The 17629-nt window shown below is 57.2% G+C and carries 15 protein-coding genes; 7 read left to right on the top strand and 8 right to left on the bottom strand.

Annotated elements, in window-relative coordinates; all coding sequences use genetic code 11:
* Positions 1–19 precede the first annotated feature (19 nt).
* Entirely contained in the window at positions 20–943 is a 924-nt protein-coding gene (locus tag M2416_RS22790; protein WP_259226972.1) for a LysR family transcriptional regulator, read from the top strand.
* Here the strand turns inward: M2416_RS22790 and M2416_RS22795 are convergent.
* Both M2416_RS22795 and shiA read right to left on the bottom strand, forming a co-directional pair.
* Positions 936–1676 carry a lipoyl protein ligase domain-containing protein gene (locus M2416_RS22795; RefSeq protein WP_259226973.1) on the bottom strand — a complete coding sequence of 247 codons (741 nt, stop codon included), beginning with the start codon at positions 1674–1676 and terminating at the stop codon, positions 936–938. The genes M2416_RS22790 and M2416_RS22795 overlap by 8 nt on opposite strands.
* Positions 1677–1720: 44 nt before the next feature.
* Positions 1721–3046 (bottom strand): shikimate transporter, encoded by a 1326-nt coding sequence (shiA, locus tag M2416_RS22800; RefSeq protein WP_076945641.1) that lies wholly within the window; start codon positions 3044–3046, stop codon positions 1721–1723.
* A 301-nt stretch (positions 3047–3347) separates the two neighbouring features.
* Here shiA and M2416_RS22805 point away from each other — a divergent pair, with 301 nt between their 5' ends.
* From M2416_RS22805 to M2416_RS22825, 5 genes are all read left to right on the top strand, one after another.
* Positions 3348–3845 (top strand): putative pterin-binding protein, encoded by a 498-nt coding sequence (locus M2416_RS22805; protein ID WP_259226977.1) that lies wholly within the window; start codon positions 3348–3350, stop codon positions 3843–3845.
* A gap of 148 nt (positions 3846–3993) precedes the next feature.
* The gene (locus M2416_RS22810; RefSeq protein WP_076945639.1) at positions 3994–5919 is read left to right on the top strand and encodes a putative bifunctional diguanylate cyclase/phosphodiesterase; all 1926 of its coding nucleotides are present in this window, start codon (positions 3994–3996) and stop codon (positions 5917–5919) included.
* 206 nt (positions 5920–6125) lie between these two features.
* Complete coding sequence (locus M2416_RS22815; protein WP_041146340.1) at positions 6126–6458, top strand: TehB family protein; 333 nt, start codon at positions 6126–6128, stop codon at positions 6456–6458.
* 10 nt (positions 6459–6468) lie between these two features.
* Positions 6469–6807 carry a DUF1869 domain-containing protein gene (locus M2416_RS22820; protein WP_076945638.1) on the top strand — a complete coding sequence of 113 codons (339 nt, stop codon included), beginning with the start codon at positions 6469–6471 and terminating at the stop codon, positions 6805–6807.
* Between the two features lie 276 nt (positions 6808–7083).
* Entirely contained in the window at positions 7084–7917 is an 834-nt protein-coding gene (locus M2416_RS22825; protein WP_259226981.1) for a sugar phosphate isomerase/epimerase family protein, read from the top strand.
* A gap of 48 nt (positions 7918–7965) precedes the next feature.
* Here the strand turns inward: M2416_RS22825 and M2416_RS22830 are convergent, their stop codons facing one another.
* The gene (locus tag M2416_RS22830) at positions 7966–9129 is read right to left on the bottom strand and encodes a dihydrodipicolinate synthase family protein (protein ID WP_076945636.1); all 1164 of its coding nucleotides are present in this window, start codon (positions 9127–9129) and stop codon (positions 7966–7968) included.
* A 278-nt stretch (positions 9130–9407) separates the two neighbouring features.
* Here M2416_RS22830 and M2416_RS22835 point away from each other — a divergent pair, with 278 nt between their 5' ends.
* Complete coding sequence (locus M2416_RS22835; RefSeq protein ID WP_259226986.1) at positions 9408–10541, top strand: acyl-CoA dehydrogenase family protein; 1134 nt, start codon at positions 9408–9410, stop codon at positions 10539–10541.
* Positions 10542–10798: 257 nt separating this feature from the next.
* Here the strand turns inward: M2416_RS22835 and M2416_RS22840 are convergent, their stop codons facing one another.
* The 5 genes from M2416_RS22840 to M2416_RS22860 all read right to left on the bottom strand — a co-directional run bounded on the left by M2416_RS22840 (position 10799) and on the right by M2416_RS22860 (position 17399).
* Positions 10799–12451 (bottom strand): electron transfer flavoprotein-ubiquinone oxidoreductase, encoded by a 1653-nt coding sequence (locus M2416_RS22840; protein ID WP_259226988.1) that lies wholly within the window; start codon positions 12449–12451, stop codon positions 10799–10801.
* Between the two features lie 33 nt (positions 12452–12484).
* Positions 12485–13414 (bottom strand): electron transfer flavoprotein subunit alpha/FixB family protein, encoded by a 930-nt coding sequence (locus tag M2416_RS22845; RefSeq protein WP_076945633.1) that lies wholly within the window; start codon positions 13412–13414, stop codon positions 12485–12487.
* A gap of 1 nt (position 13415) precedes the next feature.
* Positions 13416–14165, bottom strand: a complete 750-nt coding sequence (locus tag M2416_RS22850) for an electron transfer flavoprotein subunit beta/FixA family protein (protein ID WP_076945632.1) — start codon at positions 14163–14165, stop codon at positions 13416–13418.
* Positions 14166–14274: 109 nt separating this feature from the next.
* Positions 14275–15861, bottom strand: a complete 1587-nt coding sequence (locus M2416_RS22855) for a GMC family oxidoreductase (RefSeq protein ID WP_259226989.1) — start codon at positions 15859–15861, stop codon at positions 14275–14277.
* A 20-nt stretch (positions 15862–15881) separates the two neighbouring features.
* A complete protein-coding gene (locus tag M2416_RS22860; protein ID WP_259226991.1) occupies positions 15882–17399 on the bottom strand; it encodes an aldehyde dehydrogenase family protein in 1518 nt (505 codons plus the stop codon).
* Positions 17400–17629: the final 230 nt, after the last annotated feature.

Consider the following 17629-nt stretch of genomic DNA (forward strand, 5'->3'; position numbering starts at 1 on the left):
TTACAGGTGAACAATCGAAATGAGCGATCCGCGCCCCGACGTTTTCTGGACCCATTTGTACTGGCTCACGGTGCTGGAAGAACAGAAGAGCTACACCCGCGCGGCGGAAAAGCTGGCGGTCAGTAAATCGGCAGTCAGCCAGAAAATCAGCGAGCTGGAGCGGGTAACCGGCAAGACGCTGGTCCACCGCACCACCCGCAGCGTGACGCTCAGCGAAGATGGGCTCAGGCTGGTGGCTGAGCTGAACGCCCCCTTCGGCCAGCTGCGCGATATCTTTAACGGCACCCGTGATGAAGAGGGGCCGCTGCGCGGTACGCTGCGGGTGACGGCCCCGGTTGCCTTTTCGCGTCAGCAGCTGGTCCCGGCGATGACGCCGTTTCTGCATCAGCATCCGCAGCTTGAGCTGCAGCTGGAGGTCACCGACCGGCTGGTATCCCTTGCCAGCGAGGGGTTTGACCTCGCGATCCGTCACTGCCGACGCGAGGCGTTGCCGGATACCCACGTCGCGTGGACGCTGTGCCAAACCAGCACGCTGATTGTTGCCTCCCCGGCGTATGTCCGCCGCTTTGGCGCCCCGGAATCCCCTGATGCGCTACGCCATCACCAGTGTCTGACCTACCCGCGCGGTTCGCAAAGCCCGCAGTGGACGTTTGAATCTGACGACGATCGTGCCGAGCGCCTGAGCGTGCCGGTGCGCGGCCCCTTCGCCACGAATAACAGCGAATCGCTTCGCGATGCGGTGCTGTCGGGACTTGGGATTGCGCTATTGCCTGATTTTAGCGCCCGGGAGGCGATAGCGCGCGCAGAGGTGCAGGCGCTGCTGCCCGGCTGGCGGCCGGTGGACGTGTTTGCCGGGAGTCTGTACGTCATCCGCCCCTACGCGCCGCGCGTATCGCGGGCGGTAGAGACTTTCAGCCGCTATCTGAAAAGTACCTTCAGCTAAGATTTTGCAGCTCGGTCGCCAGCGCCTGGCGGAAGCGGGAAAGCAGATCTTTTTCACCGGCCAGATGCTGGGCGAGGGTGATGGTTTTATCCGCGTGGTAAATCCGACCGCTGCCCAGCTGTGACTCAAAATCATTGGCCGCCCGATGCGCGGCGATCGGATCGGCATCGATCAGGATCACCGCATGCGCGAGCACCACATGACCTCGGCCCTCCGCCATCGGCCGCCAGTACTGCGCGGTTCCGGCAATTTTACGCGCCTGATCCCCCTGACCGCAGGCGAGGTTATAGCGTCCGTCGCAAAACGAGCCGCTTACCGCCTGGAAGTGGGCATCGACGCCAAAGGTCGCCAGCGCGCGCTGCAGCAGACCGCAGAGCATCAGATAGATAGGTTCAGCGGCCTCGCCCAGCGGCTGATAGACCGGCCAGGCAAGGCTGAGATTGACAATCCCCGGCCCCTGCGGCACGAGGCCGCCGCCGGAGCGGCGCAGCCACACCGGCCAGCCGCGCGCGGCAAAACGTTCGCTAACGGCGGAGAGCTGGCTAAATTTTCGGTAGCTGCCGGGAACCACGAATCCCTGCGGGGCCTGCCACAGCTGGGCCAGCGCTTCGCCGCCGCGGGCTCGCTCGAACAGCGGCAGCTCGGCAAGCGTCGGGTCAGCGTGGTACTGCAGCGGCAGCTGTTGATGAATGAAGCGCTGCGGCCAGCAGGCCGCTCTGTTGTGCTGGTTCATGGGGTCTCCTTAGGGACGACGCTCTTCCGCCGTCCCTGGCGCCGTCAGGCGTGCTGAGGCTTTTTCATCAGCATGGCGGTGATGGCCGAGAGCAGGCAGCCGGCGGTCAGATAGATGGCGACGCTGTGCCAGGATCCACCGGAGAAGGTGACCAGCGCGGCGGCGATGAAGGGGGTAAAGCCGCCTCCAACGACGCTGGCGACCTGGTAACCCACCCCGGCGCCGCTGTAGCGGTAGCTGGCGCCGAACATTTCGGTGAACATCGGCTGCTGCACGCAAACCACCATATCATGGGCGATATTGGCCAGCATCAGCGCGAAGAACAGGATCCAAAAATAGGACTGGCTTTCGAGGGCCATAAAGAACGGGAAGCCGCTCAGGGTGCCGATCAGCGCGCCGGTAATATAGATGCGCCGACGGCCAAAGCGATCCGCCAGCCAGGCGAAGCACGGAATGGTCAGGCAGCTGATCCCGCCGACAAGCAGGCCTATGTTGAGGAACAGCTCCCGCGGCAGGCCGAGGTTTTGCGTGGAGTAGTTGAGGGCGAAGGCGGTAACGATATACATCGTCAGCAGTTCGCACAGGCGTAGCGCGATGATCAGCAAAAAGGCGCCGGGATGGCGGAATAACGCTTCGACGACCGGCAGGCGCTTTTTCGCCGCGGTGGGCATCTTTTTCTGCTGCTGCTGATGCTCAAACTCAGCCGATTCGCTCATGCCGTTGCGGATCCACAGCGCCGCCAGCACCAGCACCACGCTGAAGAGGAAGGGGAGACGCCAGCCCCAGCTCAAAAACTGTTCGTCGCTGGTATTGGCGCTGATGAGCGACACCAGGCCGGTTGCCAGCAGCAGGCCGACGCCATAGCCAATCTGAACCCCGCTGCTGTAGAAGGCTTTTCTATTCTTCGGCGCGCTCTCGACGGCGAGCAGCGCCGCGCCGCCCCATTCGCCGCCCACGGCAAAGCCCTGGATCGCGCGCAGAAGCACCAGCAGCACCGGCGCCCACCAGCCGATTTGATTGAACGAGGGCAGCAGGCCAATGCAGGCGGTGGCGATCCCCATCATCCAGACGGTCATCATCAGCATCCGCTTACGCCCGAGGCGGTCGCCAAAATGGCCGAAGATAATGCCGCCCAGCGGGCGGAATAGAAAACCGACGCCAAAAGTGGCAAAGGCCGCCAGCGTGCCCATGGCCGGGCCTATCTGCGGGAAAAACTCCTTGTTAAACACCAGGGCGGCGGTGATGCCGTAAAGCAAAAAGTCGTACCAGTCGACCACGGCGCCGGCGAAGCTGCCCCACGCTGCTCTTCGCGCGCGATGAAGTGAGCGGGCTTCCCCGGCGGGGCGGGGGGATGTAAGCGTTGAGTCCATACCTGTCCTGTCAATCTGTGCTGCTGCTACGTTATCGTTATTGGAATGAGACGCACTCTTAACGGCGTCATCAAAGAGACTACCGCGCCGCCGGGCGAGAGAAAAGATTTTTACCCGTCGTCATGCCTTAACGGCAAAAAATGTGCATTCTACGGCCTGTCATCAGCGGGCGATCGGAAGGTTCTGAAATTATGGATTCTTTTTTAATTGAACAGCTCACAACCTTCCGATGACATCTTTTAAGAATTGCTGTAAATGGTTTACAATTAACAAATCTCCAATCCTGGAAATGGTGAGTTAAATGCGTTTATTTTTCGCAGTTTTATTTTGTTTCATAGTTTTACCAAATGCATTTGCAGAAAAACTGCCCGCGCCTGAGGGCAAGCCCGTTTTAACCATTTCCGGCCTTATTGGAAATACAAATGAAGGCGATACCGCGGTGTTTGATCGCGCGGCATTAGAGAAGCTGGGCATGCAGACCGTCGAAACCACCACCCCGTGGTTCTCCGGAAAAATCCGTTTCGACGGCGTTTCCCTTAGTAAGCTCATGGACTTAGTCGCGGCAAAGGGTAAGTCGGCGCGGGTTATCGCCCTCAATGACTATACGACGGTCGTGCCGATTGATGATTTCCATAAATTCCCCGTTATTTTGGCTTTAAAAATGAACGGTGAATATATGCGCGTTCGCGATAAGGGCCCGCTGTTTATTGTTTATCCTTACGACAGCAGTCCTGATTTACAAAATCAAATCTATTATTCCCGCTCGGCGTGGCAGGTTGCGAAAATTATTATCGAGTAATAGCCTGTCCCGCCAGGCGTAATTGTTGCATAGGGTTTGGACACCGGCAGGGCTCAGGAATCAAGGCGTACGCCGGGGTTTAGGGCTCGGCCCAGGAGCAAACTGATAAATAAAACAGCCTAATGGGATAGGCTCTAAGGGTTTGATCTTGAATCGAATACTCACTGCCATTATTTTGTCGCTTTTCGTTATCACCGGATACATTACCTATCTGGTGCATGAGCGACAGAGCGAGCTGCAAAAGTTGACCCGCTACACCGATTCGTGGTCAATCGCGCAGATAGTCTCTGAGTATATGCGGCTGGAAGCGCATCTGGGCTCCTATGCCCTGGGCGTTGAAGGGGTCGATCGGGATGATGTCCGGCTGCGTCTGGAGATCATGATGGGTCAGATCAAACCGCTAGAGCAGGGGGAGCCGAGCGAGTTTATTCGTAAGGATGCGGGGCGCCGGGCGACGATTGAGAGCCTGATCGCGATTCTGTATCAGCTTGATAAGCAGCTGGATACCATCACCCCGCAGCAGGTAAAGCCGATTTTGCAGCGCATGGGCGCGCTCGATGGCCCGATGACCGGACTGGCGTCAATGTCGTTGGCGCAGGATATTAATATTGTTAACCTGACCCACGATAAAATACAGAACCTCTATTTTATCTATTCGATCATTTCCATTCTGCTGATCACCATGTGTATTTCTTTAGGGCTATTAATGCTGCGGCAAAATAACAACCTGCGCCGCGCGCACGTCCGCATGAAGCTGCTGGCGAACGATCTGCAGGCGTCAAAAGAGAAGCTCCAGGTGCAAAACCGGCGTTTGCAATACGACGCGTATCATGACTCCTTGACCGGGATGCCGAACCGCCTCTCCTTCTGGCAAAAGCTGCAGGAGATCGTCAATCAGGTTCGGCCCTATAACGGCTCGGCGGTGGTGATGCTGTTCGATCTGGACAATTTTAAGGACGTTAACGATACGCTGGGCCACGATTCCGGGGATAAGCTGCTGCAGGATCTTGCCAGCCGGCTCTCCTTTTTCCGCAGAACCTCCGAAACCCTGTACCGGCTCGGGGGAGATGAGTTTGCGCTGGTCTCCTGTGATTTAAGCGAAGAGCAGGCTCTGGCGCGGGCGACGGTGATCCGCGAAAAGATTAGCCAGCCGTATCAGGTTTATGATTCGCTGATCAATATTGATGCCTGCATCGGGATTGTTATCTCTGACCGGGAAACCCGTACCGATTATTTATATAAATGCGCCGATCTTGCGCTTTATGAGGCGAAAAAAGAGGGTTCGGGCACCGTCCAGATCTTCCGCCCGGGGATGCTCCAGCGCCTGCAGGAGAATAAATCCTTTGAGGACGACCTGCTGCAGGCGCTCGATAACGGGGAATTCCGCGTTTACTACCAGCCGATTGCCGATACGATGAGCGGCGAGATTTATGGCTATGAGGCGCTGGTGCGCTGGTTCCATCCGGTGCGCGGTATGGTGCCGCCGACAATATTTATTCCCGTCGCCGAAAAGATTGGCATGATTAACCCGCTCGGGGAGTGGGTGCTCAAAACTGCCTGTGAGGAAGCGGCGAGCTGGTCATCGCCGCTCAAAGTGTCGGTCAACGTATCGCCCGTTCAGCTGATCAACAGCTCGTTGACCGATACCGTTATCTCGGTGCTGAAGCACACGGGGCTGGATCCGCACCGCCTTGACCTGGAAATTACGGAATCAGATGTGTTTAATGAAAACACGCGCTCTTTAGAAATCCTCAGCCAGCTGCGCGAGCTGGGGATCCAGATTTCTATTGATGATTTCGGTACCGGATATTCCTCATTATCACGACTCAGCTATTTCCCGTTTGATAAGATTAAAATCGATCGCTCATTTGTGATTAATATTCCCGCGCAGAAAGATGACCTCGATATTGTCCGGCTGATTATCAGCATGGGTAAAAGCTTGCATATGCGGATCGTAGCGGAAGGCGTCGAAACGGATGAGCAGTTAAAATCTCTTCAGCAATTAGGCTGCGACCTGGTGCAGGGCTACCTGATTGGCAAGCCGGGGCCGCTGAATAGCGCCAGTAATAAATAGCTCAGGGTTAATTTTTTACTGCGGATCGGCTAATACCGATCTGTCTTACCTTATATTTAATAAAGATAATCCTTGTTGGGTATAAATAGGGGTAGAGTGAAATTTCTTAAAAAATAATACCCTCAGTGATTAAAAGGGGTATATCATATGCAATATATTTCCCCGTTCCCGACCGTGCTTAATGGTGCGGAAAGAGAGGCCGAATCATGCAGCGTATCGTTATTCCTACCCACTACGTGCATACCCGCACAACCCCGCTATGGACCAAAGAAACGGCACCGGCGTCAATCTGGCAGCGACATCTTGATGCCGGCACGCGGCAGGGCGTCTACCCTCGTCTGGCGGTCATGCAGGGTGCTATACGCTATTATGGTTATACGGATGAAACCGCCCCTGAGCCTGTCGAAACGATGACGATAGAGGCCGGCCAGTTCGGCGTCTTTCCGGCGGAAAAATGGCACCGTATTGAAGCGTTGACGGAAGATACCGTTTTTAACGTGGATTTCTATGTCGATCCTAAAATTCTGATAGAGGGATAAAGCTGAACTTATGAACAGTGAAAATAAAGGCTATTCATTAGCGGTTGTTAACGGCAACAATGATGAAAAACAAGCAAAAGTCTATCTGAAACCGATGGCGCTTTATGTTCCCGATATTGCGGTGCAGGCGGTAGCAGAACTTATTGGTTCACTGTCGGTGGATAATGAACAGGGCAAAGGCTTTATTCTGTCGGTGACCAATAATAATAACGGCATATCGGTAGATAAAGAATTTGCGACCCTCGTCGAATTACAGGATCCGCTCATTGCCGCCGATGCGGTGAAGGATCTGGTTAATATCGTCCGCGGCTATGAATCGGACGAAGAGACCAACGTCTGCGGCTGGTAGCCTCGGCCCCGATAAATCAGGCAGACCTCCCCGGCGTCTGCCTTTTCTCCCCGGACAGTATTCCACCTTGGGTCATCATCTCCAGAGGGTTCTCTCGCCCACCAGGCTCCCTTTCTTTGTCTTCCTGCCTTGATTTTATAACTAACTAGTTGGTTATGTGATGGCGATCGTATTTACCCAACACGTTCATTTCTATAATCCTTTGTTGAGAAAATTGATGCTCAATTTAGGTGGGTTTTACGTTTTTCAGACAAAGCAAACAACGAGGTCGCCGAGATGAATCAACCCGACAGCCGTAAACTGTCCCTTAATACCGCCACGGTACGGCAGAAATGGCAGCTTAATCAGATCATCGAAGGCTGCGCCCGGCATGAGATCCGCGGCATCGCGCCATGGCGCGACCAGGTCCAGGCGCTGGGGCTAAAAGAGACAGCGCGGCTTATCCGCCATAACGAGCTGGCGCTAAGCGGCTATTGCCGCGGGGGGATGTTTCCCGGCAGCACTGCGCAGGAGCGCCGCGACAAGGCGCTGGACAACCGACGGGCAGTGGACGAAGCGCTGGAGCTCGGCGCTCCGTGCCTGGTGCTGGTGGTTGGGGGGCTGCCCGCGGGGTCGAAGGATTTGTCCGCCGCCAGGCAGCAGGTGCGTGATGGCTTAAGCGAACTGCTGGAATACGCGCGCCCGCTCGGCATGCCGCTGGCAATTGAACCCCTGCATCCGATGTATGCCGCCGAGCGCGCCTGTGTAAACACCCTCGCGCAGGCAAACGATCTGTGCGACCAGTTAGGTGATGAGGGGCTGGGTATCGCCGTCGATTTATATCACACCTGGTGGGATCCGCAGTTTCAGCAGCAGATTGAGCGCGCGGGCGCGGGCCGGCTGCTGGCTTTTCATATTTGCGACTGGCTGGTACCGACTGCGGATATGCTGCTGGACCGGGGGATGATGGGGGACGGGGTGATTGATATCCGCAGCCGTCGTCAGGCGCTGGAGGCGTTAGGCTATACGGGTTTTCACGAAGTGGAGATCTTTTCGCAGAATAACTGGTGGCAGCGGGAGCCGGATGAGGTGCTGGCGATGTGTAAACAACGCCACCGCGAATTTGGCTAGAGGCGTGATTTACCCAGAGCCGTCGGCTCTGGGTCGTCGCCTCTGTGCTCAGAGGCCGTAAACCGTGAGCAGATTCTGCATTCGCCGGGTGGCCAGCGGCGGATTTTGCAGCAGGCCGGCCCGGTCGGCGAGGCGGAAAATTTCAGCATAATGGCCGATCTCCCGCGCTGACTGCATTCCACCGGCCATCGCGAAGTGGTTCTGATGGCCGTTAAGCCAGGCAAGGAACACAATGCCTGCTTTGTAATATTGCGTCGGTGCCTTGAAGATTTCCCGCGACAGGGCAACGGTAGGATTCATCAGGCGGTAGTATTCGTGGCTATTGCCCAGCGCCAGTTGGTTAAGCGCGGCGGCGGCAACCGGAGCGATGGCATCAAAAATGCCCAACAGCGCATGTGAATAATAGCCATCTTCCCCCTCAATCAGCTCGGGATAGTTGAAATCATCCCCGGTATACATTTTAACCTGGGGCGGCAGGCGCTTGCGGAAGGCGACCTCTTTTTCCTTACTCAGGAGTGAGATCTTAATGCCCTCCACTTTATCAACGTTGTTACCGATTACCTCAAGCACGGTATCAGCGGCGGCGTTGAAATCTGCCGATCCCCAGTATCCGCCCAGCGCAGGGTCAAACATCTCGCCCAGCCAGTGAAGAATAATTTTGCCTTTGCTCTGTTCAAGCAGGCGGTTATAGACGGCAAGGTAGTCCCGCGGTGATTTTGCCACCGCGGCCAGGGCGCGGCTGGCCATCAGGATAATTTTACCGTCATGCTTCTCGACCAGCTCCATCTGCTCTTCATAGGCGGCGATGACCTGCGCCAGGGTGGTCGTGGCAGCCGCCTCCAGCTGATCGGTGCCGACTCCGGCGGCAAGATCGGCTCCCGGTATGGTCTTCGCCTCCTTCAGAGAGCGCACAATCAGCTCTTGCGCGATATTCCAGCTTACCCCCATGCCGCGCTGGGCGGTGTCCATCGCCTCGGCAACTTTAAATCCCAGTCGCCACAGATGGTGGCGGTAGGCCAGCGTCGAGTCCCAGTCAATACGCGGATTGTTCAGCCAGTCCGCGCCTTGATGCCGGGGATCGATAACCACATGGGCTGCGGCATAGGCAATCCGATTAAACGCGGGGACGATGGTACCGGCTCGTTCGTCCGTCGTCACAAGGCGGTAATCAGCGAGGGTGCCTTGCGGTGTGGGCAGGTCGATTTTCAGCATGTTTATCTCTTCTTTAAGTATCCAATTGGTTACTTGTAAGGTGTACTTTTTGCTCAGGTAAAAGTCAAGGCATTCCCGGCGAAAGTGATAACCTGACCGGCCTCCTGTGGCCGGGTAATGGCCTTTCTCTGCAATATCTGTCGCTGAGTTAACAACAATTATTTAACCGTATTGACAACAGTATTTATCCAATGTAGTAACTATCTGGTTATTTAATTAATGCGTTCGGATGTCGCGAAAAACAGGCGGCATGAATAATAGCCGGCAGGAGAATGACCATGTATTTGACTGAAACCCATCAACAGATCCGCGAAATGACGCGTAAGTTTGCCGACGAAGTGATTCGGCCTCAGGCAGAAGAGCTGGACAGAGAGGAGCGCTTTGCCGCCGAGATCTATCAACAGATGGGTGAGCTGGGCTTGTTTGGTATCACCGTTCCGGAAGAGTATGGCGGCGTTGGGCTGGATGCCGTTGCCTACGCCGTGGTGATGGAGGAGCTGTCGCGCGGCTACGCTTCGATTGCCGATCAGTGCGGCCTGGTGGAGCTGCTGGGTACGCTGTTGTCCAAATACGGTAACGATCCTCAGCGTGCCCAATGGCTGCCAGGGCTGCTGAACGCCTCGCTGAAAGGGGCCTATTGCATCACTGAGGCCGGCGCCGGCTCTGACGTTTCGGGAATAAAAACCACCGCCACGCGCAGCGAAGAGGGCTGGGTGCTGAACGGCAGCAAGCTGTGGATCCATAATGCGCCGGTCGCCGATGTGGCCTTCGTTCTGGCGCGCACCGATAAAGAAGCCGGTCACCGCGGGATGAGCATATTCATCGTCGATTGCTCCCGCGACGGCGTCACGCGCGGCGCTAAAGAGCATAAGATGGGCCAGCGCTCGTCGCAGGTCGGCGAACTGCACTTCAGCCAGGTCAGGCTGCCGGCGGACGCGCTGCTGGGGCCGGAAAACCGCGGCTTCCATATTATGATGAGCGTGCTGAATAAAGGTCGGGTGGGGATTGGCGCGCTGGCGGTAGGCATTGCGCGCGCCGGTCTTGAGGCGGCGATTGAGTATGCGAAGCAGCGCGAACAGTTTGGCAAGCCGATTGCTGATTTCCAGGGGGTGCAGTTTATGCTGGCAGATATTGCCAAAGATACCGAAGCCGCTCGTCTGCTGGTGCACAGCGCGGCGTATAAAATTGATACCGACGCTGCGGACACCTCGATTGCTTGTTCAATGGCGAAGTGCTTTGCGGGCGACGCGGCGGTGCAGCACAGCGGTAACGCGGTGCAGATTTTTGGCGGCGGGGGCTATATTCGTGGCGTGGAAGTGGAGCGTTTGTACCGCGATGCCAAGATAACTCAAATCTATGAAGGAACTAACCAGATCCAGCGCATGATTATCGGGCGTAATTTGCTGGCATAGCGCCCGTTGCCTGATATCGCAATCGGGATAAGGCTGGTCGCCTCAGGCGATCGGCCTTTTTTATGGTTTGTAATGGTGGCTTGGGCAAACGCGAACTTTCTTCGCTCGCGCTGTGAAAGCGTGTGGTGAAATATTGCGCTGGAATGGTCCGTTCACGATGATGCCGGTTTTCTCACGCCCGCTGCGGGTGAACGGCATGGGGCGACTGAGCCGAGGCAAAGAAAACCCCGGCGCTGCCGGGGCGGGAACGGGTAAGATCACATATTCGGGTAGTTGGGGCCGCTGCCTCCTTCGGGGACCGTCCAGACGATATTCTGCAGCGGATCTTTAATATCGCAGGTTTTACAGTGCACGCAGTTCTGCGCGTTAATCTGTAATCTGGGCTTGCCTTCCGGGGCGATAATTTCATACACCCCCGCCGGGCAATAACGCTGCGCTGGCTCAGCAAAACGAGGCAGCGTTTCCCGCAGCGAAAGTTCGGCGTCTTTTAGCCGCAGATGACAGGGCTGATCTTCATCGTGGGACGTATTCGCCAGGTATACGGAAGAGGGTTTATCAAAGCTCAGCTGGTTATCCGGCTTCGGGTAGCTGATGGGCGCGCTGAGTTCGGCCGTATCCAGCTGGAGATGATCTGCCCTGCGGTCGTGCAGCGTAAACGGCAGCCTGCCCTTAAACCAGTTCTGATCGATATAGTTGAATGCGCCGCCTGCCACCGTGCCAAAACGATGCAGCAGCGGACCAAAGTTACGCGACTGGCGCAGCTCTTCCCCCAGCCATGACTCGCTGAACGCCCGGGCAAAATCATCGAGGTTCCGTTTTTCATCGGGGGTTTGTACCAGCGCCTGATAGACCGTTTCGGCGGCCAGCATGCCGCTTTTCATTGCCGTGTGGCTGCCCTTAATCTTGGCGAAGTTGAGCGTTCCCGCATCGCAACCAATCAGCAGCCCGCCGGGAAAGTGCATTTTTGGCAGCGCATTGATGCCCCCTTTGGTGATAGCGCGCGCACCGTAGGAGAGGCGCTTCCCGCCGCTGAGGGTTTCGCTAAAGGCCGGATGATGCTTCATGCGCTGAAACTCATCGAACGGGCTTAGCCAGGGGTTGCGGTAGTTAAGATCGACAATCAACCCAACGACAGCCTGATTATTCCCCGTATGGTAGAGAAAACTCCCTCCCGTCGCGCCGTCGCTCAGCGGCCAGCCGGAGGCGTGTACCACCTTTCCGGGACGGCTTTTTTGCGGAGCGATATCCCACAGCTCTTTTATCCCCAACGCGTAGTGCTGCGCATCGCGGCCGGCATCCAGCTGATAACGGGTGATTAGCTGTTTGCCGAGGTGGCCGCGGCAGCCTTCGGCAAAAAGGGTATATTTCGCCAGCAGGTTCATGCCCGGCGTAAAGCCTGGCTTCTCTTGTCCTGCAGCATTAACGCCCATATCGCCGGTGGTGATACCGGCGACGGCACCCGCATCGTCGTACAGGATGCTGGCGGCGGCAAAACCGGGGAAAATATCCACCCCCAGTGACTCCGCCTGGCGGGCCAGCCAGCGGCAAAAATCCCCCAGGCTAATGACGTAATTACCGGTGTTATGCATCGGGGCAGGGATCAAGGCCGCCGGGATCTTCCACGCTTTTTCGCCATCGCGCAGCAGCAACAGCTCATCTTGCGTTACCGGCGTCGCGAGCGGCGCGCCGAGCGACTGCCAGTCGGGAAAAAGCTCATTGAGCGCCCGGGGTTCGAAAAGCGCGCCGGAAAGAATATGCGCCCCAATCTCGGCGCCTTTTTCAATGACGCAAACGCTCAGCGGGCGCTGATCCTGCTGCGCCATCTGCATCAGCCGGCAGGCTGCCGACAGCCCGGCTGGGCCGCCACCGACGATGAGGACGTCAAATTCCATCGTTTCACGTTCCACCATTACCTCCACCTTTCGTTGCCTGCCTTTTGCGGATCAGAGTTTCGCCACCAGCTGCGGCACAATTTCGAACAGATCGCCCACCAGGCTGTAGTCGGCGATTTTGAAAATAGGCGCCTCTTCATCGCTGTTGATGGCCACGATGACCCTGGCATTACTCATCCCCGCCAGGTGCTGAATCGCGCCGGAAATCCCCACCGCAATATAGAGCTCCGGCGCGACGATTTTTCCGGTCTGCCCGACCTGCAGATCGTTGGCGACCATACCCGCATCCACCGCCGCGCGCGATGCGCCCACGGCGCCGTGCAGCTTGTCGGCAAGCTGTGCGATAAGCGCAAAGTTTTCGCGGCTGCCCAGCGCACGGCCGCCGGAGACCACCACGCGGGCGGTAGAAAGCTGAGGACGGTCCGACGGCACCAGCTCTTCGTGAATGAAGCGGGAAAGCGGCGGATTATCGACGCGGCTGATGTGCTCAATCGGTGCGGAGGATTCGCTTTTTTGCGCCGCCGGGAAGCTGGAGACGCGCAGGGTCAGTACCACCAGCGGGTCGAGACTCTCGACGGTGGCGATGGCGCTACCCGCATAGATGGGGCGCCTGAACACGCTGGCGCTGACCACCGCAGTTACGTCGGAGATTTGTGCGACGTCGGCGAGGGCCGCCACGCGCGGCAGGATGTTTTTGCCGTTTGACGTGGCGGCGGCAAGGATATGGCTGTAGCCCTCGCGCAGGGAGAAGATCAGCGCGGCGACGTTTTCGGCCAGCTGGTTTTGAAAAACGCTATCGTCGGCGAGCAGTACCTTCGTTACGCCCGCGATGCGTGCCGCCTGCTCCGCGACCGTACGGCAATTTTTGCCCGCCACCAGCAGCGTAATCTCGCCGCCCAGCTCGCGGGCAGCGCTCACCGCGTTATAGGTCACCGCGTTGAGCTGGTTATTATCATGTTCAACAAGGAGTAAAGTCGCCATATCAGATCACCTTCGCTTCGTTTTTAAGCTTGTTCAGCAGTTCATCGACGCTGTCGACACGCACGCCGGCCTCGCGCGTCGGCGGGGCTTCGACCCGTAGCAGCGCCGTATGCGGGCGTAATTCAAGGCCAAACTCCTCTACAGGGAGGATGCTGAGCGGCTTCTTCTTGGCCTTCATCATGTTGGGCAGGGAGGTGTAGCGCGGCTGGTTAAGGCGCAGGTCGGTGGTGATAATGGCCGGCAGGGTCAGCGAAACAATCTGCAGGCCGCCGTCAATTTCACGGGTGACGATGGCCTGACCATTTTCAACGCGTAGCTCAGCGGCAAATGTTCCCTGCGGGTAACCGCACAGGGCTGCGAGCATCTGCCCGGTCTGGTTGTTGTCGCCATCGATGGATTGTTTCCCCATCAGGATCAGCGACGGCTGTTCCTGGGCGACGACTTTCGCCAGCACTTTTGCCAGATTGAGCGGCTCGAGGGGCTGGGCGGTGGTGATGAGCAGCCCGCGATCGGCTCCCATTGCCAGCGCGCTGCGCAGCTGTTCCTGGGCCGCGTCATCACCGATGGTCACCACCACAATCTCGCTGGCGATACCGAGCTCCTTCAGGCGAATAGCTTCTTCAACCGCAATTTCACAGAACGGGTTGAGCGCCATTTTGGCGTTGGTGAGATCAACCTGGCTACCGTCGCTTTTGACGCGGATTTTAACGTTATGGTCGACAACGCGCTTTATGGGGATGAGAACTTTCATCGTTACCTCTCGGAATGTTTTATGTTTCTCTCGTTTTAAGTAAATAACTATTTAGTTATTTATTCAACCGATTTTTGCCCATGGTGCGAGCATGGGCGGCAATTTGCGATCAGTGTGACGCGATAATCAGATCGCTGGCTTTCTCGGCAATCATGATGGTAGGGGCGTTGGTGTTGGAGCTGACCAGGCTTGGCATCACCGACGAGTCCACCACGCGTAGCCCCTCAATGCCGCGAACGCGCAGCTGGGTATCGACGACCGACAGCGCATCGACGCCCATTTTGCAGGTGCCAACCGGGTGATAGCAGGTGCGCGCAAAGCGGCGAATGTAGTCTTGCAGATCTTTATCACTTTGCGCTTCGTGTCCCGGCATATGCTCGCGGCGGATATACGGCGAGAAGGCGCTTTGCTGCATGATATCGCGCATCAGCTTGCAGCCTTCAATGGTCATTTTCATGTCGTAAGGATCGCTGAGATAGTTCGGGTCGATGAGCGGGGCGTCGCTGGCGTTAGCCGTGCGCAAAGCGACCCGGCCGCGGCTGCGCGGACGCAGGAAATAGCTGTTAATCGTCACGCCGGATCCGGAAGGCACCGGTTCGATACCGGCTTCCACGCCGGCTCCGGCCAGGAAGTGAATTTGGGTATCCGGGTTCACCGACTGCTTATCGGCGTACCAGAAGGCGCCGCCTTCGACGATATTCGAACAGACCGGCCCTTTACGGAACAGCAGATACTCCAGCCCGGCCCACATCATCCAGTGCGTCTTTTTGTACTTGTCATAGCTCAGGGCGTTACCGAGCTCAAAGATCAGATCGATGCCCACGTGGTCCTGCAGATTCTCACCTACGCCCGGAAGATCGGCCGCGACCGTAATCCCTTTTTTAGCGAGCTCATCCGCCGCGCCAATCCCTGAAAGCTGCAGCAGTTTAGGGGAGCCGATCGCCCCGGCGCTGACGATAACTTCACAGCTGGCATGCAGCCGCTGCTGCTTGCCATCCTGGTAAATCTCCACGCCGACGGCGCGCTGGTTATCGATAATCAGCCGGGAAATATGGCAGCCGGTTTTAATGGTGAGATTACTGCGCCGGCTCGCGTCCTTCAGATATCCCACCGCCGTGGAGCAGCGGCGGGCATGGCGGGTGGTGGTCTGATAGAGACCGCAGCCGGCCTGGGTAGCGCCGTTGAAATCAGGATTGTAGGGCAACCCCGCCTGCTGGCAGGCTTTGCTGAAGGTTTTACTCATCAGGTTCGCGCCGACCGGGCTGGAGACGCCGAGCGGACCGCCGACGCCGTGCCATTCGTTTGAAAAGGTATCGTTATCCTCGGATTTAATAAAATAGCGCTGGATATCGGCAAAAGACCAGCCGTCGCAGCCCTCATCTGCCGCCCAGCGGTCGTAGTCCGCCGGGGTGCCGCGGGTGAACACCTCGGCGTTGATAGAGCTACCGCCGCCCAATACCCGCCCCTGGGCAAACAGCAGTTCGCGATTGCCCAGCTGGGGCTGGGGCACCGTTTTATAGCCCCAGGTAAGCGGCCCGGAGGTGAGTTTGCTAAAACCGACCGGTAAATGGATGTAGGGGTTACTGTCCTTTGGACCCGCCTCAACCAGCAGCACTTTACAGTGGCTATTTTCACTTAGGCGCGAGGCAAGGACGCTACCCGCCGAACCGCCGCCAATAATAATGTAGTCGTACATGTCCGATCCTCTACCAAAAATCATTCAGCGAGCCATTTGGCGCGCTTGCCCAACTGAATATGCACGGATTTAATTTCGGTATATTCATCCAGTCCATAGCTGCCGCTTTCGCGTCCGATGCCGGATTGTTTAAATCCGCCTGAAGGCAGTTCAGGACCGCCGGCGATAGTGGTGTTCACCCACAGCCTGCCCGCTTTAAGATCGCGGAATCCCTGTACCGCATGATCCAGGTTTGAGGTCCAGATGCTGGCAGCCAGTCCGTAGCAGGTATCATTGGCAATTCTGATTGCTTCTTCATAACTGTCGAACGGGGTGACGCAGAGTACCGGGCCGAAGATCTCTTCGCGGAAAATCGCCATCTCCGGCGTCACATCATCGAAAATAGTGGGTTCGATAAACAGCCCGCGGTCGGCGTTAACCGCGCCGCCGCCGGTGAGCAGCGTTGCGCCCTCATTTTTGCCCTGTTCAATATAGCCGAGCACGGTCTGGAAATGCTTCTCGGTGATAATCGCGCCAATCTGGGTGCTTTCATCCAGCGGATCGCCACTGCGTACCTTTCGCGCGCGCTCAACCAGCTTCTGACAGAAATCCTTATGGATTGAACGCTCAACCAGCAGGCGGCTGCCGCTGACGCAGCACTGCCCGGTATTGAACAGGAAACCAAACAGCGTACCGTCCAGCGCGGCGTCGAGATCGGCATCGGCAAACACCACCTGCGGGTTCTTGCCGCCCAGCTCCAGCCCAAGACGCTTAATGTTTTTTGCCGAAGCGTGCAGCGCCATCTGGCCGACGGCGGTTGAGCCGGTGAAGGAAACCATATCAACGTCGGCATGTTCGGTAATATGCTGACCGACTACCGAGCCGCTGCCGGTGACGACGTTAAACACGCCGTCGGGCAGGCCCGCTTCTTGAAGGATGCCGGCCAGCAGCAGGGTCGTGCCGGAGGTGATCTCCGCGGCCTTGGCTACCAGCGTACAGCCCGCCGCCAGAATATAGGGGTAGCGTTCTGCGCCAATAAAGAAGGGGAAGTTCCACGGGGTGATGACGCCGACGACGCCAATAGGCTCGCGGGTCACCAGGCCCAGCATGCTGTCGCCGAGGTTATTAAAGCTGTCACCCTTGACGCTGCGCGCCAGGCCTGCCGCATATTCCCAGATATCCGCCGCCCCCTGGATTTCCCCCCGGGACTGGGCGATCGGTTTGCCGGTTTCAAGCGTTTCCAACAGCGCCAGCTCGTCCAGCTTCTCGCGGATCAGCTGCGCGGTTTTCAGCAGTACCGCCGCCCGCGCGGCACCGCTAATCCGCGACCACTTCCCGGAGTCAAAGGCTTCCCTGGCCGCCTTGACCGCGTCATCAACGTCTTCAGCGGTGCCGGCAGGATAGCTGCTGACGACAATATCGTGGGCCGGGCTTTTACGCACAAAGTTTTCGCTGCCGTGGCCCGCGGTCCATTTGCCGTTGATGAACATCTGAAACTCGCGCGCTTTTTCAGGCAGCAAAGCGTGGTTAACGTCTACGGGGCGAAATGTATTACTCATAATTCTCTTCCCATCGTTCATAGCATGTCTTACCGATCGGTAAGAGCCGGTGTGTGATCGTTGTCATCCTGCCTTCAACGTGACGAGTGCTGACGGGATGTGTTGGGTTTGTTTGCATTTAACTTGATGTTTTAAAAGACTTATATATTATATATATAACTATATGGTTACATATGTTAGCACGCTGTTTTTCGATTGGATAAGGAAACGCCAGCCCTTGTAATGAAATT

The organism is Klebsiella sp. BIGb0132 (genome assembly GCF_024810075.1).
In the GTDB taxonomy this organism is placed as follows: Bacteria; Pseudomonadota; Gammaproteobacteria; order Enterobacterales; family Enterobacteriaceae; genus Klebsiella; species Klebsiella terrigena.